The following is a 23,901-nucleotide window of genomic DNA, read 5'->3' as shown; positions in this document are numbered from 1 at the left end:
TGGGGGTCAGCGCGACGCCCCGGCCATCAGCTCCAGCGTGTCGATGACGCGGTTGGCGAAGCCCCACTCGTTGTCATACCAGGCGACCACCTTGACGTGCCGGCCGTCCACCCGGGTCAGCGCGGCGTCGAAGACCGCCGAGGCCGGGTTGCCGGTGATGTCGCTGGAGACCAGCGGGTCCTCGGTGTACTCCAGGACGCCGTGCAGTGCGCCGCCGGCCGCGGCCCGGTACGCCGCCAGTACCTCGTGGCGGCTCACCGTCCGCTCGACCGTGGTGTTGAGCTCGACCAGCGAGCCCACCGGCACCGGCACCCGGATCGAGTCACCGGTGAGCCTGCCGTCGAGGCGCGGCAGGACCTTGCCGATCGCCTTGGCGGCACCGGTCGTCGTGGGGGCGATGTTGACCGCCGCGGCCCGGGCCCGGCGCAGATCTCGGTGCGGCCCGTCCTGCAGGTTCTGCTCCTGCGTGTACGCGTGCACGGTGGTCATGAAGCCGTGCTCGATGACGGCCAGGTCGTCCAGCACCGACGCCAGCGGGGCCAGCGCGTTGGTGGTGCAGGACGCGTTGGAGACGATCAGGTGCCGATCCGGGTCGTACGCGCCGGTGTTCACGCCGAAGGCCAGGGTGACGTCGGCACCGTCGGAGGGCGCGCTCACCAGCACGCGGCGCGCACCCGCGTCGAGGTGGGCCCGGGCCGCCTTGGCCGCGGTGAAGCGGCCGGTGGACTCCAGCACGATGTCGACGTCGAGGTCGGCCCAGGGCAGCGCGGCCGGGTCGCGTTCGGCGTACACCCGGATGCGGTGGCCGTCGACCGTGAGATCGGTGCCGTCGATCTCGACGGGGCGGCCGAGGCGGCCCAGCGCGCTGTCGTACTTGAGCAGATGGGCGAGGGTCTCCGGGGCGGCGAGGTCGTTGATCGCCACCACCTCGAGCTTGCTGTCGCGCTGCAGCAGTGCCCGCAGGGTGTTGCGTCCGATGCGTCCGAAGCCATTGACGGCGATGCGAGTCATGGCTTCATCGTCCGGGAACCGGTCTCAGCGGCGACAGTGGCTGGGAAGCCACTGTGCGCAAGGATCTCGCCATCAAGATCAAGAAGAGAACGTATTGCGGTATTCCGTCGGAGAGGTCCCGAGGATGCGCTGGAAGTGCAGGCGCAGGTTGGCGGCGGTGCCGAGACCGACCCGGGCGGCGATCTGCTCCACGCCGAGCCCGGTGACCTCGAGCAGCTCGCGGGCCAGGTCGACGCGGGCCCGCAGCACCCACTGCATCGGTGTGTAGCCGGTGTCCTCCACGAACCGCCGGGAGAAGGTGCGCGCCGACACCCGGGCGTTGCGGGCCAGCGCCTCCAGGGTGAGCGGCTCGTCCAGCCGGGCCAGCGCCCACTCACGGGTGCCGGCGAAGACGTCTCCGAGTGGTTCCGGGACGCTGCGGGGCACGTACTGGGCCTGGCCGCCGCTGCGGTACGGCGCCGCGACCAGCCGCCGGGCCACGATGTTGGACAGTCCGACGCCGTGGTCACGGCGTACCAGGTGCAGGCACAGGTCGATGCCGGACGCCGCGCCGGCCGAGGTCAGCACGTCACCCTCGTCCACGAACAGCACGTTCTCGTCGACCCGTACCCGGGGGTGCTTCTCCGCGAGGGCCCGGGTGTAGTGCCAGTGGGTGGTCGCCCGCTTGCCGTCCAGCAGGCCGGTCGCCGCGAGCGCGAACGCGCCCGTGGAGATCGCCGCCAGCCGGGTGCCGCGCCGGTGGGCGGCCTGCAGCGCCGCGACGACCTCGGCGGGCGGTTCCGTGGTGGCGGGCTGCCGGTAGCCCGGGATGAAGATCGTGTCCGCGTGCGCGAAGGCGTCGATCCCCTCGGCCACGTGGTACGACAGCCCGTCCCCGCCGGCCACCGGTCCGGGCGCGGCCCCGCACACGAACACCTGGTACGGCATCGTCGGCCGGTTGGCGAACACCTGCGCGGGAATGCCGACGTCGAGCGGCTTGGCGCCGTCGAGCACGAGCACCACGACCCGATGATTCATGGGGCCACGATGACACCGGCCGCAAGGATCCCGCCACCGGCCGCGCGTGGCTACCTCTCGGCGGCGGGCGCAGCCGTGGCCAGCAGAGCTCGCACGCCGGCGAGGTAGCCGGCGGTGTCGGTGCCTCTGACCAGAAGACGTTGCAGCACGAAACCCTGCACCAGGCTGAGCAGGGCGGCACCCACCTGCTGCGGCACCGCGTCGGCGGCCAGGTGGCCGGCGGCCTGCCAGCGGCGGGCCACCTCGGCGAAGTGCCCCCGCAGCCGCTCGTACACCGAGTTCGCGCGGGCGGCCAGCTCCGGATTGCGCAGCGCCTCGGCCCAGACCTGCACCCCGATGCGGGTGATGTCCGCGCCGATGACCGGGTTGTCGGCTATCCGGCCGCTGATCGCCTCCAGGATCGCGGTCAGGGCGCGGTCGGGTGACGGGGTGGCGCCGTGGGCGAGCAGCTCGCCGAACACCTCGTCGGCGGCCGACAGGGCCTGCTCGGCCACGGCCCCGATGAGTTCCTCCTTGCTCCGGAAGTACCGGTAGACCGCGCCGGCCGACAACCCGGACTCGCCGATGATGTCGGCCATCGACGTGTTGTGGAAGCCGTTGGTGGCGAAGAGCCGGGCCGCCGCGACCAGGATCTCGGCGCGGCGGTTGGTGCGGTACTGCTCGGAGACGCGGGGCATGCGCTCACGTTAAAGCGAACGTTCGTTCTTGACAAGAAGGCGGGTTGGGCGGACGATAAAAAAGCGAACAACCGTTCTCTTAAGGAGTCGACATGGCCACGCGGGCCTCCTCAGCAGCAGACACCTCGGCACCGTCACCGTGGGCGCGGGTGGCCGGGGCAGTCGCCCTGCTGACCCTCATCATCAGCGTGCTGCTGACCGCCTTCGCCTGGCCGTCGGTGCGGTCCTCGGTGCACGACGTGCCCATCGCCGTCGTCGGGCCCGGCGCCGCCGCCGGCCAGGTCAGCGCCGCCCTCGACCAGCGCCTCCCGGACGCCTTCGAGATCACCCGGGTTGACACCACGGCCGCCGCCGTCCGGCTCATCCGCGACCGCGAGGTCTACGGCGCCATCGACGTCAGCGCCGGCGCCCCGCAGGTGATCACCGCCTCCGCCGCCGGCGCCCCGGTCGCCCAGGCCCTGCAGGGCGTCGCCACCGCGCTCGCCCAGGCCCAGGCCCAGGGACAGACTCCGGCGGTGGCCGTCCGCGACGTCGTCGCGCTGCCTGCCGACGACCCGCGCGGTGCCGGCCTGACGGCCGGCGCCCTGCCGCTGGTCATCGGCGGCCTGCTCGCCGCGGCTCTGCTCACGACCCTGGTACGGGGTACCGGCCGCCGGGTCGCCGGCGCGCTCGCCTTCGCGGTCACCGGCGGCCTCGCCATGGCAGCGATCCTGCAGTTCTGGCTCGGCTCCCTCGACGGTGCCTACCTGGCCAACGCGGGCGCCGTCGGCCTGACCATCGCGGCCACCGCCTTGACGGTCCTCGGCCTGGAGTCGCTGCTCGGCGCGGCCGGACTGGGTCTCGGCGCCGCCACCATGATGCTCGTCGGCAACCCGCTCTCCGGGACCGCGACCGCCCCGGAGATGCTGCCCGGCTGGTCCGGCGCCCTCGGTCAGCTCCTCCCGCCCGGTGCCGGCAGCCAGCTGCTGCGCTCGACCGCCTTCTTCGACGGCCACAGCATCACCCGGCCCCTCGTCGTGCTGGCGGCGTGGGTCACGCTCGGCGTCGTGCTGTGCCTGATCGGCGGCCTGCGGGCCCGCCGGATCACCGGCCCGGCGACCGGCGACGCGGCGGCACAGCCGAAGGTGACCGCGACAGTGTGAGACCAGTCAGTCGCCCTTCCCCGCAGCGCGCTCGATGGCCTTGCGGTGGACGTGCAGCCCCGCCCCGAGCTCGAGGATCTGCTCCCGGCTCAGCGGGACGTCGACCTGGACGGTGGCGTAGACCTCGGGTGACACCGACATGACGAGCTGCCGGGTCGGGCCGACCGAGTGCAGGACGGACTCGTGGCCGGCCACGGTGAGCTTCTCGCCGGTCAGCTCGCCGCGGTACTCCTTGGTCTCCAGATAGATACCGATCTTGCCGGTCAGGTCCCGCGGGTCGTACATCGGATCCTGCGAGGGGTCGACGCCGGGGCCGGGGTGCTGGACCGCGACCGGCGCGATGGTCAGGCCGCCCTCGTCGTGGTTCTGGATGAAGAAGCCGTCGGGCGCCTTGTCGACGGTGAAGTTCCGGGGCTGCGGGCCGCGGTAGTCGACCAGGGCGAGCCGGCCGGGTGCGGCGGCGACGGCCTGGACGCCACGGCGGCGGCGCACGGCCCGGCGGCCATGCTCGAGGTCGGCCGCGATGTCCTGCGCCGAGGGCCTCGGCGGTCTCCGCGATGTCGAGCTCGTGGAGGAACCGGAAGACGACCACCGCGCGCATCCGGGGCGGCAGCTGCCGTAACGCGTACGCGAGCTCGGGGTCGCCCAGAGCCGCGGTGTCCCCGCCGGGGCGGTCGGGCGGATCCGGCACGCTGCGCTCGAAGCGCCGCCAGATCCGCCGGCGTTCGTCGGTCAGGGCGTTGACCAGGACGCGACGCACGTAACCGTCGGGGTTGTCGGCCCGGCGGAACGCCGACCACGAGACGTACAGCTTGGTCAGGGCCGTCTGGACCAGGTCTTCGGCCAGATGCGCGTCCCCCACGGTGAGCAGCCGGGCGGTGTGCAGCAGCCGCCCGCGCCGTTCGGCCACGAAGTCGTGGAACTGCCGGTCACGCTCGCTCTCGCCCGGCCCTCTGTTTGGTCTCACACTCACCATGACCGCCGCGGATCGCCAGGGGTTGCACGGCGCCACCGGCACCTTGGCCGGCCGAGGGGTTCGGCCGCCGGCACTGACGACCCTCGGGCGCCGGCCGGGTCACGGCCGCCCGGCCCTCAGGTCTCTCGGGCCGGCTCGGCGGCAGCGGTGACGCGGGCGCGGGGCCCGGCGGTAACCGCGGCGTCCCAGCCCGGGGTGATCAGGTCGAAGATCTCGTCGACCGCGGCCGCCGGGTCCGCCGCCTCCCGGGCCAGCGGGTGCACCCCGAGCACGAAGCGGGCGAACGCCCGGCACAGCGTCGGCGGCTCCGCCCGGCCGAGGTCGGCAGCCAGCGCGGCGGCCAGCGCGGTCTCGTGGCGCAACCACATCGTCGTCGCATACTCCCGCAGGGCGGATGAGCTGTCGACGAGCTGCCAGAAGGCCATCGAGCCGGGCGTGGACGCCTCCCGGACGGCCTCGTGCAGGTGCCGGCGCAACGCGTCGGGGACCGACCGGCCCGGCTCGCGCTCGGTCACCGCCCGGATGAGCCGCTGCTCCCGTTTCGGGTCCTCGTCGAAGACCAGCGCCTCCTTCGACGGAAAGTGGGCGAACAGCGTCGTGATGGCCACGTCGGCCGCCGCCGCGATCTCCCGGATCCCCACCGCGTCGTAACCGCGCTCCAGGAACATGCGCAGCGCCGTGTCGGCGATGGCCTTGCGGGTGGCGGCCTTCTTGCGTTCCCGTCGTCCGGGCTGCTCGGTCACGGCCCCATCCTAGCAGCGAAACGCTAACCGTTGCAAAACACTAACCGTTAGCGTTACGGTCGCGACATGACGACTACCGCATCTGTGCCCCGGTCCCTGCGGGAGGCCCGGGTGGCCCTCGCCGGGCTGTCCGCGGTGTTCCTGTTCGAGATGCTCGACAACTCGATCCTGAACGTCGCGCTGCCCACCATCGGCCGCGAGCTGCACGCCTCGACCGTCGCGCTGCAGTGGGTGACCGGCGCGTACGCGGTGGTGTTCGGCGGGCTGATGCTGCTGTTCGGCGCGACGGCCGACCGGTTCGGCCGCCGCCGGATGATGCTCATCGGGCTGCTGCTGCTCGGCGCGGCCAGCCTGGCCACCGCCTTCGTCACGACCGCGGAGCAGCTGATCGCCGTGCGGGTGCTGACCGGCGTCGCGGCCGCGATGACGACACCGGGCTCCATGGCGCTGGCCTTCCGGCTGTTCGAGCAGGACAGCCTGCGGGTGCGGGCGATGACCCTCATCTCGACCGTGGGCCTGATCGGGCTGGCGATCGGCCCGACGGCCGGCGGCCTGGTGCTGGCGATCGCCCCGTGGCAGGTGCTGCTGCTGGTCAACGTGCCGATCGCCGCGCTCGCGGTCATCGGCGTACGCACCGGCATCGCCGCCGACGGGCCGGCCGATCTGCATCGCGACCCGATGGACGTCCTCGGGGCGGTGCTCGGCACCGCGACGATCGTGCTCGCGCTGATCGCACCGACGCTCTTCGTCGACGAGGGCGGCGGCTCGTGGGCACCGTGGACGGCCACCGCGGCAACCGTCGCGGGCGGAGTTCTCTTCGTGCGGCGCGAGCGTTCGGCGCGGCACCCGCTGCTCGACCTGCGGCTCGTGGCCCATCCCCTGGTCGCCGGCGGCCTGGCCTACAAAGCGGCGGCCGGGCTGGCCACCGCCGGCCTGGGCTACCTGGTGACGCTGCAGCTGCAGCTCGACTGGGGGTGGTCGCCCGCGATGGCCGCCGTCGGGATGCTGCCCCAGGTCGTCGTGCTGGTCGCGGGGGGCGCGCTGGTCGATCCGTTCGTCCGGTGGGCCGGCCTGGAGCGGGCCGCGTGGCTCAGCGCCACCGCGGTGGTGGCCGGGCTCGGCGTCTACGGCCTGCTGGGCACGTCCGGGTACGCGTGGATCGCGGTCGCCCTGGTGCTGGTGGCGGCGGGAATGCGCGTGGTCGGCGTGGTCGCCGGGGTCAACGTGCTGCGGGGCCTGCCGAAGGACCGGACCACGATCGGCGCGGCCCTGGTCGACACCGCGTCCGAGGTGACCTCCGGGGCCGGCATCGCGGTCACCGGCACCATCCTCGCGGCGATGGTGACCGGCTCCGTCGCCGCCTCGGCCTGGACCGGCCGGCAGACCGCCGAGTTCGAGCAGGCCGCGACCATCGCCGGTCTCACGCTGACGGCCGTGTCGGCGGCGCTGGTCGGATGGGCGATCCGGCACACCCGTCGCTACGCGCGGGACGGTGAACCGGAGGTCAGGCTGATCACCTCGACCTGACCGTCCACCCGGAGCGGACCGGCGGCGTACGGCACCAGCAGAGTGTCCCCCCGCCGCAGCGACAGGTCGTCCTTCTCGCCGGTCAGCCGTCCCTCGCCGCCCACCACGACCAGCACGCGGAAGCCCTGTTCCAGGCGGTCACCGCCGTGCAGGCGCCGGGCGGAGAAGAACTCATCCGCGGCCTCGGGCAGGAGCCGCGGCCCACCTCGCAGGGTGTCGAGGCGCTCCGGCGTCCAGGCACCACGGTCGACGCACTGCAACGCCTGCTGGTAGCCGAGTCCCAGGTGCCCGTCGGACAGGCCGAAGCCCTCGTACTCCAGCAGCACCGAGAAGTCGGTCGGTTCCTGGATCTCGACGAGCAGGATGCCGTCGCCGATCGCGTGCGGCAGCCCGGCGGGACACAGAACGGCGTCCCCCGCCGCCACCGGGATCCGGTTGGTGGCCGCCAGCATCGGCCCGGTCCGCTGCGCGGACACCCACCCGGCCAGCTCCTCGGCCGCCACGTCGCGGGCGAAGCCAAGATGGACATACGCGTCCGGGCGGGCCGAGACGATCACCCAGGCTTCGGTCTTCCCGTACGGCGAACCGAGATGCGCGGTCGCGAAGCGGCGGTCCGGGTGCACGTGCAACGGCAGTCGCTGTCCCGCGTCGAGCAGTTTCACCAGGATCCCGGTGTCGGCGCGGTCCGGCCCGAGCCAGTGGTGCCGGTCGGCCTCGATCGCCTCGGCGAGCACCCGGCCGCCGGGCAGGGTGGACAGGCCGGACGGGGCCAGCCCGAAGCGCGTGGTCACCGAGGCCACCCAGTCCTCGGGCCGGTCCGGCAGCGCCGGCCCGTTGCGGAACTCGGCGATCCGCCCGGCGCCGCGGTAGAACGTCTCGGGCTGGTTGGCCGGCAGGGCCTGGACGGTCATCGGGACTCCCTCCGGGCGACCGCGGTGAGGAAGCCACCGACGAACGTGTCGCCGAGCCCGACGGTGGTGGGGTTCCCGACGTCCAGCGCGAAGCCCGGTACACAGTGGACCACGTCACCCAGCCGCTCGCTCAGCTCGGCGGCGAAGGCCACCGACTCTCCTCGCCGGGGTTGCCGGCGCAGGCGGTCGACGTCCTCGTCGGTGAAGTCGTCGCCGTGGCAGTAGCGGGTGGCGGCCATGAGCGTGCCGGTGTCGAGGGCGTCCGCGTAGGCCGCGGCCCGGGAGCCGAGGACCAGGGCCCAGTACTTGGTGTGCAGCACCAGCGCCGGCACCGGGATCAGTGCGTGCACCGCGGTGAGGGCGTCCGCCACCGCCGGCGCCGAGAGCAGGTCGACGGAGTGCCCGAGGTACGCCTGCAGTTCGTCCTCGTTCAGCCCGTACACATCGATCCGGTCGAGCAACGCGTCGCGGACCCGGCGGCTGAACGCCGGCTCGTGGTACGCCGCGTCCTCGAAGTAGGTCACCGCTCCCGGCGGCAGCTGCCGCATGTGCGCGCGCAGCTCGGCCAACCGGTGATCGAGCTCGGCCGCGGAGCGCATGGCGTTGAACCCCGAGATCAGGAACACCTCCGCCGCACCCAGCCGGTCGCCCAGGTCGGCGGTGAGCAGCATGGCGCCGTTGGCCGGATCGTTGACGTAGATCAGCCGGTTCGGGAACGGCGCGGTGATGTCCAGGTCACCGGTGCGGATCCGCAGGCCCTGGTCGTACTGGACGATCAGGTGCGGGTGGAAGGTGTCCTCGGCGCCGCTGGAGATGTACTCGCTGTCCGGGGGCAGCAGCCGCCGTACGGTGTCGTTGACGCTCACCAGGTGCAGCGTCGACGGCACGCCCAGCCGGCTCATCAGGATCCCGGCCCGCACCGAGGTCCCGCCCAGCGCCGGCCGGTACGGGAACCGGGCGGCGAAGCTCTCGAGCGCCGGGGCCGAGGCGACGTAGTGCTCGCCGCCCCCGCCCCGGGCCACGTAACCGAGGATCGACACCACGAGGTCCCGAACGCTGCTCACCACGGCGGGCGGCGTCAGGTCCGCGGCGGTGATCCCGTGCTCGGCGACGAGCTGCTCCAGGACATCCGCGGTCAGCTTCAGCTCGTAGTCCACGCAGCCGCCCAGGCCCAGCACTACACAGGAGGCGTCGGTCATCTCAGTAGAGCGAGCCCTTGCCGGCGGCGCCGAACAGCTCGATCTTCTGGGCGGCGACGACCCTCATGGCGTCGATGCAGGCGGGCTGGATGGCGTTGGGCTCGCGCACCTTCGGGTCGTTGCCCAGCACCTCACGCATCTTGTTGTGGTACGCGACCTTGATGTCCGTGGAGATATTGATCTTGTTGATGCCGGTCCGGGCGGCCTCGGCGATCTCGTCGTCCGGGTTGTTGGAGCCGCCGTGCAGCACCAGCGGGATCCGCACCCGGCCCTTGATCTCCTTCAGCAGGTCCAGCTTCAGTTCCGGCTTCAGGTGGGCCGGGAAGAAGCCGTGGTACGTGCCGATGGCGATGGCGAGGCTGTCCACGCCGGTCTGCTCGACGAAGGTGACCGCGTCGTCGGGGTCGGTGTAGATGATGGTGGCGGCACCCGCCTCGGCGTAGCTGTCGTTCGCGCCGATCGTGCCGAGCTCACCCTCCACCGACAGGCCCAGGGCGTGGGCCGAGTCGGCGACCTTGCGGGAGAGCGCGACGTTCTCGTCGAACGGCAGCAGCGAGCCGTCGATCATCACGGAGGTGAAGCCGTACTGGGCCGCCTGCAGGATCTGCTCGTAGGTGCCGCCGTGGTCCCAGTGGATGGCGATCGGCACGCTCGCGTGGTGCGCGCGCTGGATGATGCCGGTGATCATCTCGCGGCCGATGTGCCGTACCTCGTCGGGGTGGATCGCCACCATCAGGGGCGCGTCCGTCTCCTCGCTGATCTCCACGATCCCCTGGAACATCGCCCAGTCGCTGATGTTGAAGGCGGGCACGGCGAAGCTGTGCTCGTTGGCGACGTCCAGGATCGCCTTACCGGTCGTCAGCATGTTCGGTGTATCTCCTTTTGCGTGGCCGAGGGGAAATCAGGCTTTGACGGCGCCGGCGGTCAGGCCGCCGATGAAGCGCCGCTGGAAGAGCAGGAAGAGGACCAGGACGGGGACGGACCCGAGGATGCTCATCGCCATCATCTGGTTCCACTCGTACGAGTGCTGGCCCATGAGCAGCTGGATGCCGATGGGCACCGTGCGCATGTCGTCGGTGCGGGTCAGCGTGAGGGCGAACAGGTACTCGTTCCACGAGATCATGAACGTGTAGACCCCGACCGCGATGAGACCGGGCACCGAGACCGGCACGAGGATCCGCCACAGCGCGGTCCAGCTCGTGCCGCCGTCGACCTTGACGGACTCGTCCAGCTCCCGCGGCAGCGTGTTCAGGTACGCGGTGATCATGATGATCGCGTACGGCAGGGTGAACACCATGTGGGTGAGGATCAGGCCGGGATAGGTGTTGTAGAGCCCGAGCGCCACGACCAGCCCGAAGTACGGGATGACCAGCGTGATCGGCGGCACCGCCTGGACGCTGACGATCACCGCGTTGATGGTCTTCTGCAACGGGAACGTGAAGCGGCTGAACGCGTACCCGGCGAGCAGGGCGACCAGCAGGGTCAGGGCGGTCACGGCCAGGGCGACGATGTAGCTGTTGAGGAAGAACCGCAACTGGGCGCCGTTGCCCAGGATCTCGCGGTAGGCGTCGAAGGAGAAGCTGTCGGTGATGAGCTTCGGCGGGTTCTGGAAGACGTCCCCGTTGCTCTTGAACGAGGTGGAGAGCATCCACAGGACCGGCAGGCCGGCGAAGAGCGCGCCGATGACGAGCCCGGTGATGACACCGGCCTTCGCGAGGGTGCGCCGGGTCTTGACGGTGGCCATCTGCCTCACCGCTCCCATTGCGAGCGTACGTAGAAGAAGGCCAGCACCATCGTGATGAGCAGGACGACCACGGCGGCGGCCGACGCGGTCGCGAACTCGTACTCGCTGAAGGCCTGCTTGTAGGTGTAGGTGCTGAGCATCTCGGTGCTGTTCAGCGGCCCGCCGCCGGTCATCATCCAGATCAGCGCGAACTGCTGGGAGGTCCAGATCAGGTCCAGCACGGCCATGCTGATGATCACCGGCCGCAGCTGGGGCAGCGTCACGTGCACGAAGCGCTGGAGCCAGTTGGTGCCGTCCACGGCCGCCGCCTCGTACAGGTCGGCGGAGATGCCCTGCAGCCCGGCCAGCAGGCTGATCATGAAGAACGGGTAGCCGGACCAGATGTTGGCGAAGGTCACCGCCCACAGCGCCGTGGTCGGGCTGCCGAGCCAGTCCACGCCCTCCTGCACGAAGCCCAGCGTCTGGAGCACGTAGTTGACCACGCCGGACGGGTCGAGCAGCAGCCGCCAGATGACGGCGATCACCGCGATCGTGAACAGCCAGGGCAGGATGTAGACGATCCGGAAGACCGCCTTGGTGACCCCGCTCAGCAGGTTGGTGTTGAGCATCATCGCGAAGGCGAGACCCAGGACCAGGTGGGCCGCGGTGCTGACCGAGATGAAGATCGCGGTGTTCTTCATCGCGACCAGGAAGTCCGGGTCGGTGAGCACCTTGGTGTAGTTGACCAGCCCGGCGAACACCGAGTTGTCCTGCACGATCACGTTGTCCCGGAACGAGTAGCCGATCACCATGACGATGGGGACCACCATCAGGACCACGATCAGCAGCACCGTGGGGGACAGATAGCCGTACGGGACCAGTCGCCGGGCCAAGGAAGAGCGGGGCCGGCCCGGGGCGGCCGGCTGGGCCGGCGCCGCGGTTTCCGGTGCGGTCAATGTCATGGCTGTCTCCTTGATCGGATGCCGCGCCGGACCGGCGCGGCATCCGGGCGAGCTACTCGATCACCGACGACCAGGACTCCTGCGACTTGGCGAGGGCGTCGTCGACACTCGCCTTGCCGGTGAGCACCAGCTGCAACTGCTCGTCGAAGCTGCGCATCAGGTCCTCGGACTTGGGCAGGCCGACGAACTCGTTGGCCGGGTAGCCCTGCTGGTAGATGTCGAAGGCGGACTTGAACATCGGGTCACTGGTGCCGAAGTCGGGCTTGGCGTTCTTGTTGCCGGGGAAGCCGTTGGCGATGGTGCTCAGCTTCGCGTTGGTCTCCTGGCTCATCAGGTACGAGACCAGCTTGAACGCCTCGGCCTTGTGCTTGGTGGAGTTCGAGACACCGATCCCCCAGGACGCGTACGGGATGCCGCGCTTGCCGGTGTAGCCGTCCTCGGCCGGCAGGGCCGCCACCTCGAACTTCAGGTCCGGCTTGTTCTTCTTGATCAGGTTGATGTGCGCGAGCGAGTCGATCATCATGCCGACCTGGCCGTTGGTGAACTTCTCGACCTTGTCCTGTTCCTTCATGGTGAGCGAGCCGGGGGCGATGACCCCGGCGTCGTTCAGGCTCTTCACGTACTCCACCGTGCTCTTGACCTGCGGGCTGGTCAGGGCCGGCTTGCCGTCGGCCAGCATGCTGCCGCCCGAGGCCCAGAGCCAGGACATGACGTCGTTCTGGACGCCGTTGGGGACGGCGGTGTCGAGCGGGAGCGCCCAGCCCTTGACGTTGCCGCCGGAGGCGCTGATCTTCTTGGCCGCGTCCAGGAACTCGGTGCGCGTGGTGGGCACCTTGCTGACGCCGGCCTTGGTGAGCAGGTCCTTGTTGACGAACAGCGGGTAGACGAAGTTGACCACCGGGATCATGTACGTCTTGCCCTTGATCTGCACCTGGCTGGCCAGCTGGGACGCGTCGTAGCTCGCGTCGGTCATCAGCTTGGACATGTCGGTGATGGCGCCCTGCTTGGCGAAGTCGTTGACCCAGGCGCCGTCCAGGCCGACCACGTCGGGCAGCGTCTTGGACGCGGCGCCGGTGACCAGCTGCTGCTTGGTCGACGCGTACGGCGCGCTGAGCAGCTTGACCTTGATCGTGGGGTTCTGTGCCGTGAAGTCGGAGATGATCTTGTCGAAGTCCCCGGCCGGCAGCTCGGCTCCCCACCACTGGGCGAACTCGAGCGTCACGGTGCCTCCCGAGCCGGCGTCCTCCGAGTCGCCTGAACCGCACGCCGCCACGAAGGCGACCAGCGAGGCGGCGGTGGCCGCCGCCATCACTCGCTTGAGCCGGGATGCACCGAGAGCCATGGCGAACTCCTTCTATCGAGATCTTTCTGTTCTCTGCTGTGTTGGCGCCACGTTAGCAGCGTGTTACAGATGAGGACAAGACAAGAACAGCAGAAAGCTGCGGAGTACGGCATACTGTTGCGTCATGCGGCAGAAGTGCGGGGTTGACGAGACGGCGTTGAGCTGGAGACGGGCACCGAAGAGTCCTCCTCCGAGGGAAGGTGCCCCTCCTTGCGGCTCTTCGCCGCTCTACGCAGCGATGTGCGTGGTGTTCGCGCGGTTGTGGCATACTGCCGCACTGACGAAGGGGAAGCAGTGAGCGTCGACAAGGACGAGCGGCAGCGGCATCTGCCCGCCGGTCGTAAGGCCCAGCTGGCCGCGTACGTCGCCGAGACCGGTCAGGTCACGGTGGGCGAGCTGGCTGAGCGCTTCGGCGTCTCCATCGACACCGTGCGGCGTGACCTCGACCAGCTGAGTGCCGACGGGGTGCTCGTGCGCACGTACGGCGGAGCGGTCAGCCTGTCCACGATCTCGCGCACCGACCGTGCCGTCGACCAGCGGCTCGCCCTGCAGGAGCAGGAGAAGGAGAAGATCGCGGCACTGGCCGCGGCGCTGGTCCAGGACGGCTCGACCATCATGATCAACGGCGGGACGACCACCCTCGCGGTCGCCCGCAATCTGGGCCAGCACCGCGACCTGACGGTGGCGACGAACAATCTGCTGCTGCCCGGCGCGCTGCCCCCCGCCGCGGTCCGCGACATCTACGTCTTCGGCGGCGCGGTGCGCACCCTCACCCTGGCCACCATCGGGCCGGTCAGCTTCCGGGCCAACGGCGGCGCCGAGCTCGACATCAGCTGCGACCTGGCGCTCATCGGCGTCGGCGCGGTCTCCGCCGAGGCCGGCTACACGACCAGCAACCTGGCCGAGGCGGCGATGATGCAGGAGATGATCTCGCGCGCGGCCCGGGTGGCCATCCTGGCCGACTCCTCCAAGTTCGGTCGCCGGCTGTTCGCGCAGGTCTCCGAGCTGGGCGCGGCCGACTACCTGATCACCGACACCGCACCGCCGGCCGACCTGCGGGAGGCCCTCGCCGCGAACGAGGTGGAGCTGATCACCCCGGCGGCCCGAAGCGCCTGAGGCCCGGCCTCAGGTCCAGGGCAGCTGCGACCGTTCATGCCAGTAGCGGGCGCTGGGCACCGCCAGCCCTTGCCACCGGGCGGGATCGACGGTGAGCGTCTGCGCCCGGAGGTTCGAGGCCAGCTGGTCACCGGTCACCGCCCCGGAGAGCACGACCGTCGCCCACGGCTGCTGCAACGCCGCGGCGAGCGCCACCGCGTCGGCCGGGGCGCCGCCGGCCGCGAGGCGGCCGTTGGCCAGCGCCTCCTTGACGATCACCAGGCAGCCCGCGTCGTGCGCCTCGGCGAGGGCCGGGCCGGCACTGGGCTCCAGCGGATTCCACGTCGCCTGCACGCTGCGGAACAGCGGGCGCCCGCCGACCCGGATGCCGAGCGCGGCGCGGATCGCCCCGGCCTGCGCGGGACCACTGGTCGACAACCCGATCACGGTGCCCCGGGCGGCCAGATCGGCCAGCCGGCGGTGCAGGACCTCGTCGTGCAACGCCGGGCTGTCCGGGGTCACGGAGTGGATCTGGTACAGGTCGAGGCGGTCGCCCAGCAGCGCCCGGGACTCCCCCAGCTGCCGGTCGAACGTGGCGACACTGTGGTCCTTGAGCTCGTGCGCCTCGGCGTCGACCCGCCACCCGGCGACGTAGGTGTAACCCCACTTGCTGCCGACCACGACGTCGTCGGCGTCCGGCCGGGCCCGCAGCCACTGGGCCAGGAACTCCTCGGCCCGGCCGTACGAGCGGGCCACGTCGACGTACCGGACACCGGCCGCGTACGCCTGATCGAGCAGCTCGTGGGCCCGTTCCCGCATCGCCTCGACCGTCCGCCCGGCCGGCAGGTCCGCCTCGCGGCCGAGATTGATGTAACCCGGGCGGCCGACGGCGGCCAGCCCCAGCCCGATCCGCGACGCCCCGGCCAGCCGGTCGACGACTGTCATGGCTCAGAGCACCTTCCCGAGGAAACCGCCGACGAACGCGCGGAGACCCTCGGCGTACGTGTCGCGTGCGGCCAGGGCCGGCCACTGCTCGCCGATGGCGGCCAGGTGCGGCAGCCGGGCCGCGTCGAAGCTGCCGAAGTCGATGTCGCTGTACCGGGGCCGGTCGTCACCGGGGCGGCGGCGATCGGAGTGGCTGCGCACGAGGATCTCGCCGACCGTGTAGTACCAGATGCCGCGGAAGAGGTCGACGGCCTGGGCCGGCGTGCACCCGCGGTCGACGGCCCCGGCCACGATGGTCTCGACCAGCTCCAGGGCCGGCTCACCGAGCAGGCCGACGAACCCGTCGGCGGTCAGCACCTCCGCGGCCCACGGCCAGGCCGCCAGGCCGTCGTGCAGCGCTGTCGCGGCGGCGACGATGCGGTCCCCCGGCTCACCGGCCGGCTCCGGCCGCGGGATCTGCTCGGCGTACGCGTTGAGCAGCAGGAGCAGCAGATCCTCCTTGTCCCGCACGTGGTGGTACAGCGTGGTCGCGCCGATGCCGAGCTCGGCGGCCAGCCGGCGGATCGTCAGCTTGGCCCAGCCGTCCTGATCGATGAGCTGCCGGGCCGTGGCCAGGATCTGCGCCCGGGACGTGACCGGCGGCCGGCCAGTGCGGCCCTGCGGTGCGGCGGATGGGGACACCACCTCATCTAACTGCCCCCGGCGCGGCACCGCACATCGCCTCCCCGGAGAAGGCCCTCAGCGCGTCGTCGATGGGATGAGGTTGAGGCTTCCCGGAGGAGTCCATCCGGTTCCACCGGGCCAGGTTCACCGCGACCGTCATCTGGCGCTTGCCGTCGGCGTTGTGCAGGGACATCGTTCCGGCGCCCCACACCGTGCCGTCGTGGCCCCACAGGGGGCCGCAACCGGGCAGCGTGAACTTGTGCAGGCCGAGGCCGTACGTGATGGGTTCGCCGGTCTGGCTGATGACCGGCACGGTGCGCTGCATCTCGGCCAGCGAGGACGGCTGGAGGATCTCGCCGCCCAGCAGCATGCGGTAGAAGGTGTTGAGGTCGGCCACGGTCGAGATCAGGCCGGCGCCGGTCGACACCCAGGACATGTTGTAGACGCTGTAGTCGCGGGGCGGGTCGATGAGGCCGAACAGCGCCTCGTACATCCGTGGGTGCGGGCCCTTGATGCGCGTGCCGGTGGGGAACCCGGTGTGCCGCAGACCGGCGCGGTCGATGACCTCCCGGGTGATGTACTGCTCCGCCGGGATGCCGGTCACGTGCTCCAGCAGCCGGCCGAGCAGCAGATAGTTGGTGTTGGAGTAGGTCCCCGGAGTGCTGCCCGGCTCGCCGGCCGGAGGCGCCGTCACGCCCATCCTGATCAGCTCGATGGGGTCGAACTGCCGGAACCGGTTGTCGTCCAGGCTGTCGCCCGAGGGGCCGGACGGCGAGGGCTGCAGCGACGGAAAGGCGTACGGGAGGTATTCGGGGAAGCCGCTGGTGTGGTTCAGCAGCATCCGTACGGTGACCTGCCGGCCGCGCTCCCCCGGCACCAGCTCGGGCAGGTAGCGGCCGATCGGCGCGTCGAGCCCGATCCGGCCCTGCTCGACCAGCCGCAGGACGGCGACGGCGGTGAACGTCTTGGTCAGGCTGCCGACGCGGTGCCGCATGCCGGGCTCGACCGGACGGCCGGTGCGCAGGTCGGCGACCCCGGAAGCGCCGCGCCAGATCGTGCTGCCGTCCCGCACCTCGGCGAAGACGCCCGGCATCCCGGCGCGATGCACACTGTCCAGAGCGGACTTCAGGTTCGGGTGCGCAGCCGAGACCTCACCTGCGGCTACGGCCCGCGTCGAGGCAGCCACCATGCCTGCGCCGACGCCCAGCACGGTGACGCTCGCCCACGCCATCAATCGGATCCTCACGATGCGGCCTCCTCGCCGGTCAACTTTAGGAACACGTTCCGAAAGTAGCAGCCGATTCGGCTCGTGTCGAGCGGGAAACCGCCGTTCGTCAACCTTGGGTTGACGAACCGATGCCGTCAACCTATGGTTGACGGCATGACAACTCCTGAAACCGTCACCGCCTCGGTCCGGCTCGACGACCTGATCGAGGCCATCAAGAAGAGCCACTCCACCGCCCTCGACCAGCTCTCCGACGCGGTCCTGGCCGCCGATCACCTCGGTGACGTGGCGGACCATCTGATCGGGCACTTCGTCGACCAGGCGCGCCGCTCCGGCGCCTCCTGGACCGAGATCGGCCGCAGCATGGGGGTCAGCAAGCAGGCCGCCCAGAAGCGTTTCGTCCCCAAGGGCGAGGCGCCGGACCTGGACGCCAGTCAGGGATTCAGCCGCTTCACCGACCGGGCCCGGAAGGCCGTCGTGACGGCGCAGGAAGAAGCACGGGCCCGGGGCAACAACCAGATCAGCGTGGCCCACCTGGTGCTCGGCCTGGTGGCCGACCCGGCCGCGCTCGGCGCCCGGGCGATCGTCGCGCAGGGCGTCCCGCTGGACGGCGTCCGGCAAACCGCCGCCGCGACGTTGCCGGCGGCGGCCGATCCCGTGCCCGCGCTCATCCCGTTCGACGCGCACGCCAAGAAAGGCCTGGAGCTGACCTTCCGGGAGGCCCTGCGGCTGAACCACAACCACGTCGGCACCGAGCACATCCTGCTCGCGCTGCTGGAGCTCGAGGACGGCACCGGAGTGCTCGCCGGCCTCGGCGTCGACAAGGCCGCCGCCGAGGCGTTCGTCACCGCCGACCTGAAGTAGCCGAACGGACCATGCCTTGATCAACCACTCGGCTCGGAAGTGGCCCGGTCTCACTCCTTCGTGATCATCCGGACGGGTCTTCGCATATCGGACATAGCGCTCTTAGCTTACTTTATGGGCGCGGTACCGCCGGTTGTCTCACGGCGCCCGCACGGGTCACCTACCGATATCCGCGCTCTTGAAGAGGATCACCATGCTCAGAGCCCTCGCTACAACCGCCACGCTGCTCGCCTCGCTCGCCGCGACCGCGGCACCCGCGCACGCGGCGCCCACGCCGGCACCCAGCGGCAAGATGAAGATCGATGTGGTCTCGGCGAACGGGTCCGGCTGCCCGTGGGGCACGGCGGAAGTGACGGTGTCACCGGACAGCAAGGCGTTCACCGTCACCTACAGCGAGTTCACCGCCCAGGTGGGGGCCGGTGCCAAGCCGACCGACTTCCGCAAGAACTGTCAGCTCGGCCTGAACGTGCACGTCCCGCAGGGCTACACCTACGCGATCGCCAGCACCGACTACCGCGGCTACGCGCGACTGGAACGCGGAGCGTCCGCCACCCAGACGGCGTTCTACTACTTCCAGGGTGAGTCGCGGACCAGCCGGATCCGGCACGACTTCACCGGCCCGATCGACAGAGACTGGCAGCGCACCGACACCGTCGGGATCAGCTCCCTGTCGTACCGGCCCTGTGGCGAGGAGCGCTACCTCAACGTCAACAACGAACTGCGCGTCAACGCCGGCTGGTCCGACAAGAAGAGGACCACGAGCATGCTGACCATGGACTCCACCGACGGCAACCTCGACACCGTGTACCACGTCGCCTGGAAGAAGTGCTGACAGTTCCGTCCGTGGTCTTCTCCTGGGAAAGCCCCTCCGGTGCCGATGAGGCACTGGAGGGGCGGCACCTCGGCTGTCAGTAACGGAACGTGTCGACCAGCTTCGTGAGGTCGCCGGCGAGCTCGGCCAGGTCGCCGGCGGCCTGCTGGGTGGCCCGGGCACCGTCGGCGGTGGTCGAGGCGACCTCGGCGACACCGGACACCGTCTGGGCCACCTCGCCACTGCTGGCCGCCGCCTCGGTGACGGTACGGGTCATCTCGGCGGTCGTGGCGGTCTGCTCCTCCACCGCCGACGCGATGGTGGTGGTGTAGTCGCCGATCCTGGTGATCACCTGCGCGATGTCGCCGATGGTGGTGGCCGCGGAGCCGCTGGAGGACTGGATCGCGCCGATGCGGGCGGTGATCTGCTCGGTGGCCCTGGCGGTCTGCTGGGCCAGGTCCTTCACTTCTCCGGCGACGACCGCGAAGCCCTTGCCGAGCTCGCCGGCCCGGGCCGCCTCGATGGTGGCGTTGAGGGCCAGCAGGTTCGTCTGCTCGGCGATGCTGGTGATCAGCTTGACCACGTCCCCGATCTCCGCGCTGGCCGTGCCGAGCTCGGCCACCTGGGCGTTGGTGGTGTCCGCGGCGATCATCGCCTGGGCCGCCACCTGGGCCGCCTGGGTGGCGTTCGTGGCGATCTCGGCGATGGAGGCGCTCATCTGCTCGGCCCCGGCGGCGATGGACTGGACCCCGGCGTTGACCTCTTCGCTGGCGGAGCTCGCCGTACCGGCCCGCTGGGACACCTCCGACGCGCTGCCCCGCAGCCGGGTGCTCACGTCGGTCAGGTTGTCCGCGGCGGCGGTGAGCGTGACTGCCGTCCCCGCGATGCCGCGGATGGTCGTGACGACTTTGTCGACGAACCGGTTGAAGGCCTCCGCCAGCTGTCCCGCCTCGTCATCGCGGTCGGCCCGGACCCGCTGGGTCAGGTCACCGTCGCCGTCCGCGATCTCGATCATGCGATCGCGGAGCCGCTCGATCGGACGCACGATGGTGCGGGCGACCGCGAAAGCGGCCAGCGCGGCCAGCAGGACGGCACCGACCGCGAGCATGATGCTGACCCGGCGGGTGGCGTAGGCGTCCGCCAGCACCGTGGCCGTCGGCACGGACACCACCAGTGTCCAGGTGTCACTGCTGCCCAGCGGGACCGGAGCGGCGATCTCGAGCATCTCGTCGTCGCCGCTGCCGGTGACCCGCTGGGCGGGGCGGCCCGCTCGGACGGCACCGGCCGCCAGAGCGGCGAGACTCTGATCCGCGGGCTTGCCGGCGGCGGCACTGTCCCCGCCGGCGACCACAGCTCCCGCCGTGCTGAGCAACACGGCCCGTCCGGTGCCGAGCGGCCGGATGCCCGAGACCAGCTCCTGCAGCCGGTTCAGCGCCATGTCGATGCCGCCGACACCCACGACCGCACCGCCGCGCTCGATGGGCACGGCCACCGAGGTCATCAGGACGTCCTGGCCGCCGACGTTGTAGACGTAGGGCTCGATGACCTTCTCGGCACCGCTGTTCCTGGCGATCAGGTAGTAGTCGCCGGCCCCGGGTTTGTCGTAGTCGGTCAGCGGCGAGAGGCTGATCTTGCCGTTGTCGCGGAACCAATAGGGCACCAGCCGTCCGGTGGCGTCGTGCCCGGCGTCAGCCTTGCGGAAGGCGGCATCCCGCTGGTCGAAGGCGTCGGGCTCCCAGCCCGTCCACGTGCCGAGGTAGTCGGGATGCACACCGAGAACCGCCTGCAATTGGGCATTCACGGTACGCCGGTCTCCTCCGGACGTACCGGTGGCCTTCAGCACCTGCGCCATGTCGCGAGCGGTCCCCAGCCCGGCCGCGAGCTGCTGCTGCACCTGGGCGGCGTTGCGCCCGGCCACCTCGTCGGCATAGGCGAAGCCCGCCCGGCGGGCGTCGGCGGCGTTACGGCCGGTGATGTACGAGACGACCGCCAGCATCGAGATCACCAGGACCAGCACCATGCTGGCGACAACCCGCACCTTGATCGTGAAACGAGGACGGCGCACGGACGCTCCTTCCGGGACTGACTGACCGGGGGAAACGCTTCCCCTCAGCAAGATCGACGCCTGGCGCCGGCTCCTGAGCCGTCACACCGGCGGCCGGCGCCGGAAAGGGCACGACCGGGCATGATCCATTGACCTCGGTCACGCGGGGTGACACCGTTGTCATCGAGATGTCTCACTCCCTACCGATGGAGCTCATGGTGCCTGATCGTGTTCGCCGGAGGGTCGCCACCGCGGCCGTCCTGGCCCTGGTGTCGAGCGGCCTGGCGTTGAGTACGCCGGGCCCCGCCGGGGCCACCCCCGGAAAGTCGCACACCGTCACCTCGGGGAACGCCCGCTTCCAGGTGCTCTCCCCGACCCTGATCAGAACCGAGTACGCCCCGGGCGGCCGGTTCACCGACGCGGACACCTACAACGTGATCGGGCGCGACGACTTCCGGCCGGCCCGGTTCACCAGGCGGGTCTCGCACGGCTGGCTGACCATCGACACGGGCGCGGCCACCCTGCGCTACCGCGTCGGTTCCGGGCCGTTCACCGCCGACAACTTGACCGTACGCCTGAAAGCCGGCCGGCAGACCGTGACCGCCGCACCCTGGGCCGGTCTCGGTGCTCCCGACTGTGCGCCCGGCGTCCTGTGCGAGGCCGAGGCGCTCGCGCTCAACGGCCTGAGCGCGGCCACCGACCACCGCGACTACACCGGCCGGGGCTTCGTCGCCGGTTTCGAGGGCGCGGGCAACTCGCTGACCTTCGCCGTGACCCCGGCGGCCGCGGGCGCTCAGCAGCTCACCGTCCGCTATGCCAACAGCACCGGCGGGGACGGCCAGAACGTCGCCCGCACTCTGACCGTCACAGTGGACGGCGTCGCGGCGGGCACGTTGACCCTGCCGCCCACCGCCAACTGGGACACCTGGGCGCTCGCCGCCGTACCGCTGGAGCTGCCGGCCGGCCGGCACGAGGTCGGCCTGGTGCGGACGCCGACCGACTCCGGCAACGTCAACATAGACAGCCTGGCCGTGCTCGCGCCGGGTGCGGCGTACCCCGCACCCACGCCGGCCGTCCCGCAGCCCTGCGCGTTCGGCGCGGTGTGCGAGGCCGACCTGGGCGGGCTGACCGGCGGCGCGCGGCTCGCCGACGACCACAACGGCTACTCCGGCGAGGGCTTCGTGGCCGGGCTGGAACGGACCGGGGCCGGGGTCGCCCTCACCGTGACCGGCGTGCCGGCCGCGGGCGACTACCGGGTGCAGGTGCGTTACGCCAACGGTCAGGCCGGTGGCCAACCCGTGCAGACGCGGACGATGGCGGTGACGGCCAACGACACCGCACCGGCCACGGCCACGCTGCCGCCGACCAGCGGCTGGGACTACTGGCGTACGGAGTCGGTGCTGGTCGCCCTGCGGGCCGGCACGAACACCGTGGCGCTCGGCTGTCCCACCGACCAGAGCTGCAACGTCAACGTGGACACCGTCGCGGTCACCGCGAAGGGCGCGCCGCCGCTCGCCCCGCACGCGCCGCTCGGCGGCTACCGCCGCGGGCTGGACAACGTCAACGGCGGTGCGCGCACCTACGGCGGACTGCTCCACCAGGACGGCTGGTCGCTGCTCGACGACTCGGCGTCGGCGCTCTACCGCCCGGCCACCGGCACCGTCACCCAGCGCCGGACCGCGGGCCAGGACGGGTACGTCTTCGCGTACGGCCAGGACTACCGGCGCGGACTCCGTGAGCTGTCCACCCTGACCGGGCCGACCAAGCTGCTCCCCCGCTGGGCGTACGGCGTCTGGTACTCGGAGTACTACGACCGGACGGCGGCCGAGTTCCAGGGCCTGGTGTCCCGGTTCGCCGGCGAGGGCGTGCCGCTGGACGTGCTCGTCGTGGACACCGACTTCAAGGCGCCGGACAAGTGGAACGGCTGGTCCATCGATGCCACCCGGTTCCCCGACTGGAAGGCGTTCGCCGCCGGGCTGCGCTCCCGGGGCGTGCACACCGGCCTGAACATCCACCCGAGCATCCTCGGCTCCGACCCGGCCTTCCCGAAGGCCCAGCAGCTGGCCCGGGGCAAACTGCAGAAAGCCGGCTGCAACGGCGGCCCCGACTGCTACGTGTTCGACTTCGGTGACCCGGACCAGCTGAAGGCGTACCTGTGGCTGCACGACCAGATGGGCGCCGCGGGCGTCGACTTCTGGTGGCTGGACTGGTGCTGCGACAGCTCCCGCTCCACGCTGCCCGGCGTCACCCCGGACGCCTGGATCAACCAGCAGTACGCCGACAAGACCGGTTTCGCTTTCTCCCGGGCGTACGGGTCGTTGCAGGCCGGCGGCTACGGCAACCCGGGCCCGGTGCCGACCGGGCCGTGGGCCGACAAGCGGACCACGCTGCACTTCACCGGCGACACCATCTCGAACTGGGAGACGCTGCGGTTCGAGGTCGGCTACACCCCGGGTGAGTCGGCGGCCACCGGGCTGGCCGCTATCAGCCACGACATCGGCGGGCATACCGGCGGGCTGCAGGAGCCGGGCAGCGAGCCGGGCAGCACCAAACTGCCCGACGACCTGTACGCCCGCTGGGTCCAGCTGGGCACGTTCCAGCCGATCGACCGGCTGCACTCCAACCACAGCGACCGGCTGCCCTGGCAGTACGGCCCGGCCGCGAACGCCTCGGCCAAGAAGTTCCTCAACCTGCGCAAGAAGATCCAGCCCTACACGTACGCGGCGGCGGCCGAGGCCACCCGCACCGGCACACCCATCGTTCGGCCGATGTACCTGGCGTACCCGGGCGAGCAGGAGGCCTACGCGACGGCCGGCAGCCAGTACCTGTACGGCCCGGACCTGCTGGTCGCCCCGGTGACCACGCCGGGGGCCACCGCCGCCACGACGGTGTGGTTCCCGCCCGGCAGCACCTGGACGGACTACTTCACCGGCAAGCGGTACGCGGGCGGCACCAGCGCCTCGGTCACCACGACGCTGGACACGATGCCGGTCTTCGTCCGTTCCGGAGCGGCCCGGCCGTAAT

At 71.0% G+C, this 23,901-nt stretch carries 21 protein-coding genes and 1 pseudogene; 6 read left to right on the top strand and 16 right to left on the bottom strand.

The window, feature by feature from the left end; genetic code table 11:
* Positions 1 to 6: 6 nt before the first annotated feature.
* The 3 genes from gap to ACWEOZ_RS31590 form a co-directional block, all read right to left on the bottom strand.
* The gene (gap, locus tag ACWEOZ_RS31600) at positions 7 to 1,011 is read right to left on the bottom strand and encodes a type I glyceraldehyde-3-phosphate dehydrogenase (RefSeq protein ID WP_451914316.1); all 1,005 of its coding nucleotides are present in this window, start codon (positions 1,009 to 1,011) and stop codon (positions 7 to 9) included.
* 78 nt (positions 1,012 to 1,089) lie between these two features.
* The gene (locus ACWEOZ_RS31595) at positions 1,090 to 2,028 is read right to left on the bottom strand and encodes a GlxA family transcriptional regulator (protein WP_451914315.1); all 939 of its coding nucleotides are present in this window, start codon (positions 2,026 to 2,028) and stop codon (positions 1,090 to 1,092) included.
* A 50-nt stretch (positions 2,029 to 2,078) separates the two neighbouring features.
* The gene (locus tag ACWEOZ_RS31590; RefSeq protein WP_451914314.1) at positions 2,079 to 2,705 is read right to left on the bottom strand and encodes a TetR/AcrR family transcriptional regulator; all 627 of its coding nucleotides are present in this window, start codon (positions 2,703 to 2,705) and stop codon (positions 2,079 to 2,081) included.
* 92 nt (positions 2,706 to 2,797) lie between these two features.
* On the opposite strand from ACWEOZ_RS31590, the gene ACWEOZ_RS31585 reads away from it, so the two are divergent.
* Positions 2,798 to 3,847, top strand: coding sequence for a hypothetical protein (locus tag ACWEOZ_RS31585; protein ID WP_451914313.1), 1,050 nt, complete (start codon positions 2,798 to 2,800; stop codon positions 3,845 to 3,847).
* Between the two features lie 6 nt (positions 3,848 to 3,853).
* Here the strand turns inward: ACWEOZ_RS31585 and ACWEOZ_RS31580 are convergent, their stop codons facing one another.
* The 3 genes and pseudogenes from ACWEOZ_RS31580 to ACWEOZ_RS31570 form a co-directional block, all read right to left on the bottom strand.
* Entirely contained in the window at positions 3,854 to 4,339 is a 486-nt protein-coding gene (locus ACWEOZ_RS31580; RefSeq protein WP_451914312.1) for a hypothetical protein, read from the bottom strand.
* A 52-nt stretch (positions 4,340 to 4,391) separates the two neighbouring features.
* Positions 4,392 to 4,823 (bottom strand): annotated as a pseudogene (locus ACWEOZ_RS31575) (sigma factor); the annotation flags it as partial.
* Positions 4,824 to 4,939: 116 nt separating this feature from the next.
* Positions 4,940 to 5,566 carry a TetR/AcrR family transcriptional regulator gene (locus ACWEOZ_RS31570; RefSeq protein WP_451914311.1) on the bottom strand — a complete coding sequence of 209 codons (627 nt, stop codon included), beginning with the start codon at positions 5,564 to 5,566 and terminating at the stop codon, positions 4,940 to 4,942.
* A 66-nt stretch (positions 5,567 to 5,632) separates the two neighbouring features.
* Here ACWEOZ_RS31570 and ACWEOZ_RS31565 point away from each other — a divergent pair, with 66 nt between their 5' ends.
* Positions 5,633 to 7,093 carry an MFS transporter gene (locus ACWEOZ_RS31565; protein WP_451914310.1) on the top strand — a complete coding sequence of 487 codons (1,461 nt, stop codon included), beginning with the start codon at positions 5,633 to 5,635 and terminating at the stop codon, positions 7,091 to 7,093.
* Here ACWEOZ_RS31565 and ACWEOZ_RS31560 read toward each other — a convergent pair.
* Genes ACWEOZ_RS31560 through ACWEOZ_RS31535 form a run of 6 tightly spaced genes read right to left on the bottom strand, consistent with a single transcriptional unit; the run spans position 7,045 to position 13,230 of the window.
* Positions 7,045 to 8,004, bottom strand: coding sequence for a class I mannose-6-phosphate isomerase (locus tag ACWEOZ_RS31560; RefSeq protein ID WP_451914309.1), 960 nt, complete (start codon positions 8,002 to 8,004; stop codon positions 7,045 to 7,047). The genes ACWEOZ_RS31565 and ACWEOZ_RS31560 overlap by 49 nt on opposite strands.
* On the bottom strand, positions 8,001 to 9,203 hold the full coding sequence (locus tag ACWEOZ_RS31555) for an ADP-dependent glucokinase/phosphofructokinase (protein WP_451914308.1): 1,203 nt from the start codon (positions 9,201 to 9,203) through the stop codon (positions 8,001 to 8,003). The genes ACWEOZ_RS31560 and ACWEOZ_RS31555 overlap by 4 nt, the downstream gene beginning before the upstream one ends.
* A 1-nt stretch (position 9,204) precedes the next feature.
* The gene (locus ACWEOZ_RS31550; RefSeq protein ID WP_451914307.1) at positions 9,205 to 10,068 is read right to left on the bottom strand and encodes a ketose-bisphosphate aldolase; all 864 of its coding nucleotides are present in this window, start codon (positions 10,066 to 10,068) and stop codon (positions 9,205 to 9,207) included.
* A 36-nt stretch (positions 10,069 to 10,104) separates the two neighbouring features.
* Positions 10,105 to 10,947, bottom strand: coding sequence for a carbohydrate ABC transporter permease (locus tag ACWEOZ_RS31545; protein ID WP_451914306.1), 843 nt, complete (start codon positions 10,945 to 10,947; stop codon positions 10,105 to 10,107).
* A gap of 5 nt (positions 10,948 to 10,952) precedes the next feature.
* Positions 10,953 to 11,888 carry a carbohydrate ABC transporter permease gene (locus ACWEOZ_RS31540; protein WP_451914305.1) on the bottom strand — a complete coding sequence of 312 codons (936 nt, stop codon included), beginning with the start codon at positions 11,886 to 11,888 and terminating at the stop codon, positions 10,953 to 10,955.
* 52 nt (positions 11,889 to 11,940) lie between these two features.
* Entirely contained in the window at positions 11,941 to 13,230 is a 1,290-nt protein-coding gene (locus tag ACWEOZ_RS31535) for an ABC transporter substrate-binding protein (protein ID WP_451914304.1), read from the bottom strand.
* A 294-nt stretch (positions 13,231 to 13,524) separates the two neighbouring features.
* On the opposite strand from ACWEOZ_RS31535, the gene ACWEOZ_RS31530 reads away from it, so the two are divergent.
* Entirely contained in the window at positions 13,525 to 14,346 is an 822-nt protein-coding gene (locus ACWEOZ_RS31530) for a DeoR/GlpR family DNA-binding transcription regulator (RefSeq protein ID WP_451914303.1), read from the top strand.
* A gap of 9 nt (positions 14,347 to 14,355) precedes the next feature.
* Here the strand turns inward: ACWEOZ_RS31530 and ACWEOZ_RS31525 are convergent, their stop codons facing one another.
* From ACWEOZ_RS31525 to ACWEOZ_RS31515, 3 genes are read right to left on the bottom strand one after another with little or no spacing between them, the layout of a single operon-like run.
* On the bottom strand, positions 14,356 to 15,270 hold the full coding sequence (locus ACWEOZ_RS31525) for an aldo/keto reductase (protein ID WP_451914302.1): 915 nt from the start codon (positions 15,268 to 15,270) through the stop codon (positions 14,356 to 14,358).
* A 3-nt stretch (positions 15,271 to 15,273) separates the two neighbouring features.
* Positions 15,274 to 15,951, bottom strand: coding sequence for a TetR/AcrR family transcriptional regulator (locus tag ACWEOZ_RS31520; protein ID WP_451914301.1), 678 nt, complete (start codon positions 15,949 to 15,951; stop codon positions 15,274 to 15,276).
* A gap of 4 nt (positions 15,952 to 15,955) precedes the next feature.
* Positions 15,956 to 17,179 carry a serine hydrolase domain-containing protein gene (locus ACWEOZ_RS31515; RefSeq protein WP_451914300.1) on the bottom strand — a complete coding sequence of 408 codons (1,224 nt, stop codon included), beginning with the start codon at positions 17,177 to 17,179 and terminating at the stop codon, positions 15,956 to 15,958.
* Between the two features lie 135 nt (positions 17,180 to 17,314).
* On the opposite strand from ACWEOZ_RS31515, the gene ACWEOZ_RS31510 reads away from it, so the two are divergent.
* On the top strand, positions 17,315 to 18,022 hold the full coding sequence (locus ACWEOZ_RS31510; RefSeq protein WP_451914299.1) for a Clp protease N-terminal domain-containing protein: 708 nt from the start codon (positions 17,315 to 17,317) through the stop codon (positions 18,020 to 18,022).
* Positions 18,023 to 18,215: 193 nt separating this feature from the next.
* Positions 18,216 to 18,854 carry a DUF4360 domain-containing protein gene (locus tag ACWEOZ_RS31505; protein WP_451914298.1) on the top strand — a complete coding sequence of 213 codons (639 nt, stop codon included), beginning with the start codon at positions 18,216 to 18,218 and terminating at the stop codon, positions 18,852 to 18,854.
* Positions 18,855 to 18,930: 76 nt separating this feature from the next.
* Here the strand turns inward: ACWEOZ_RS31505 and ACWEOZ_RS31500 are convergent, their stop codons facing one another.
* The gene (locus ACWEOZ_RS31500) at positions 18,931 to 20,898 is read right to left on the bottom strand and encodes a methyl-accepting chemotaxis protein (protein WP_451914297.1); all 1,968 of its coding nucleotides are present in this window, start codon (positions 20,896 to 20,898) and stop codon (positions 18,931 to 18,933) included.
* A 194-nt stretch (positions 20,899 to 21,092) separates the two neighbouring features.
* Between ACWEOZ_RS31500 and ACWEOZ_RS31495 the strand changes: the two genes are divergently transcribed.
* Entirely contained in the window at positions 21,093 to 23,900 is a 2,808-nt protein-coding gene (locus ACWEOZ_RS31495; RefSeq protein WP_451914296.1) for a TIM-barrel domain-containing protein, read from the top strand.
* Position 23,901 lies beyond the last annotated feature (1 nt).

The organism is Actinoplanes sp. NPDC004185, from assembly GCF_053603475.1.
Note: the sequence above shows the minus strand (reverse complement) of the source record. Positions and strands in the feature narration are given on the sequence as shown.

What these genes read in the sequence shown, in the direction of transcription:
- gap (WP_451914316.1), bottom strand. Translation starts at nt 1,011, where the DNA reads ATGACTCGCATCGCCGTCAATGGCTTCGGACGCATCGGACGCAACACC.
- ACWEOZ_RS31595 (WP_451914315.1), bottom strand. Translation starts at nt 2,028, where the DNA reads ATGAATCATCGGGTCGTGGTGCTCGTGCTCGACGGCGCCAAGCCGCTC.
- ACWEOZ_RS31590 (WP_451914314.1), bottom strand. Translation starts at nt 2,705, where the DNA reads ATGCCCCGCGTCTCCGAGCAGTACCGCACCAACCGCCGCGCCGAGATC.
- ACWEOZ_RS31585 (WP_451914313.1), top strand. Translation starts at nt 2,798, where the DNA reads ATGGCCACGCGGGCCTCCTCAGCAGCAGACACCTCGGCACCGTCACCG.
- ACWEOZ_RS31565 (WP_451914310.1), top strand. Translation starts at nt 5,633, where the DNA reads ATGACGACTACCGCATCTGTGCCCCGGTCCCTGCGGGAGGCCCGGGTG.
- ACWEOZ_RS31560 (WP_451914309.1), bottom strand. Translation starts at nt 8,004, where the DNA reads ATGACCGTCCAGGCCCTGCCGGCCAACCAGCCCGAGACGTTCTACCGC.
- ACWEOZ_RS31555 (WP_451914308.1), bottom strand. Translation starts at nt 9,203, where the DNA reads ATGACCGACGCCTCCTGTGTAGTGCTGGGCCTGGGCGGCTGCGTGGAC.
- ACWEOZ_RS31550 (WP_451914307.1), bottom strand. Translation starts at nt 10,068, where the DNA reads ATGCTGACGACCGGTAAGGCGATCCTGGACGTCGCCAACGAGCACAGC.
- ACWEOZ_RS31545 (WP_451914306.1), bottom strand. Translation starts at nt 10,947, where the DNA reads ATGGCCACCGTCAAGACCCGGCGCACCCTCGCGAAGGCCGGTGTCATC.
- ACWEOZ_RS31540 (WP_451914305.1), bottom strand. Translation starts at nt 11,888, where the DNA reads ATGACATTGACCGCACCGGAAACCGCGGCGCCGGCCCAGCCGGCCGCC.
- ACWEOZ_RS31535 (WP_451914304.1), bottom strand. Translation starts at nt 13,230, where the DNA reads ATGGCTCTCGGTGCATCCCGGCTCAAGCGAGTGATGGCGGCGGCCACC.
- ACWEOZ_RS31525 (WP_451914302.1), bottom strand. Translation starts at nt 15,270, where the DNA reads ATGACAGTCGTCGACCGGCTGGCCGGGGCGTCGCGGATCGGGCTGGGG.
- ACWEOZ_RS31510 (WP_451914299.1), top strand. Translation starts at nt 17,315, where the DNA reads ATGACAACTCCTGAAACCGTCACCGCCTCGGTCCGGCTCGACGACCTG.
- ACWEOZ_RS31505 (WP_451914298.1), top strand. Translation starts at nt 18,216, where the DNA reads ATGCTCAGAGCCCTCGCTACAACCGCCACGCTGCTCGCCTCGCTCGCC.
- ACWEOZ_RS31495 (WP_451914296.1), top strand. Translation starts at nt 21,093, where the DNA reads ATGGTGCCTGATCGTGTTCGCCGGAGGGTCGCCACCGCGGCCGTCCTG.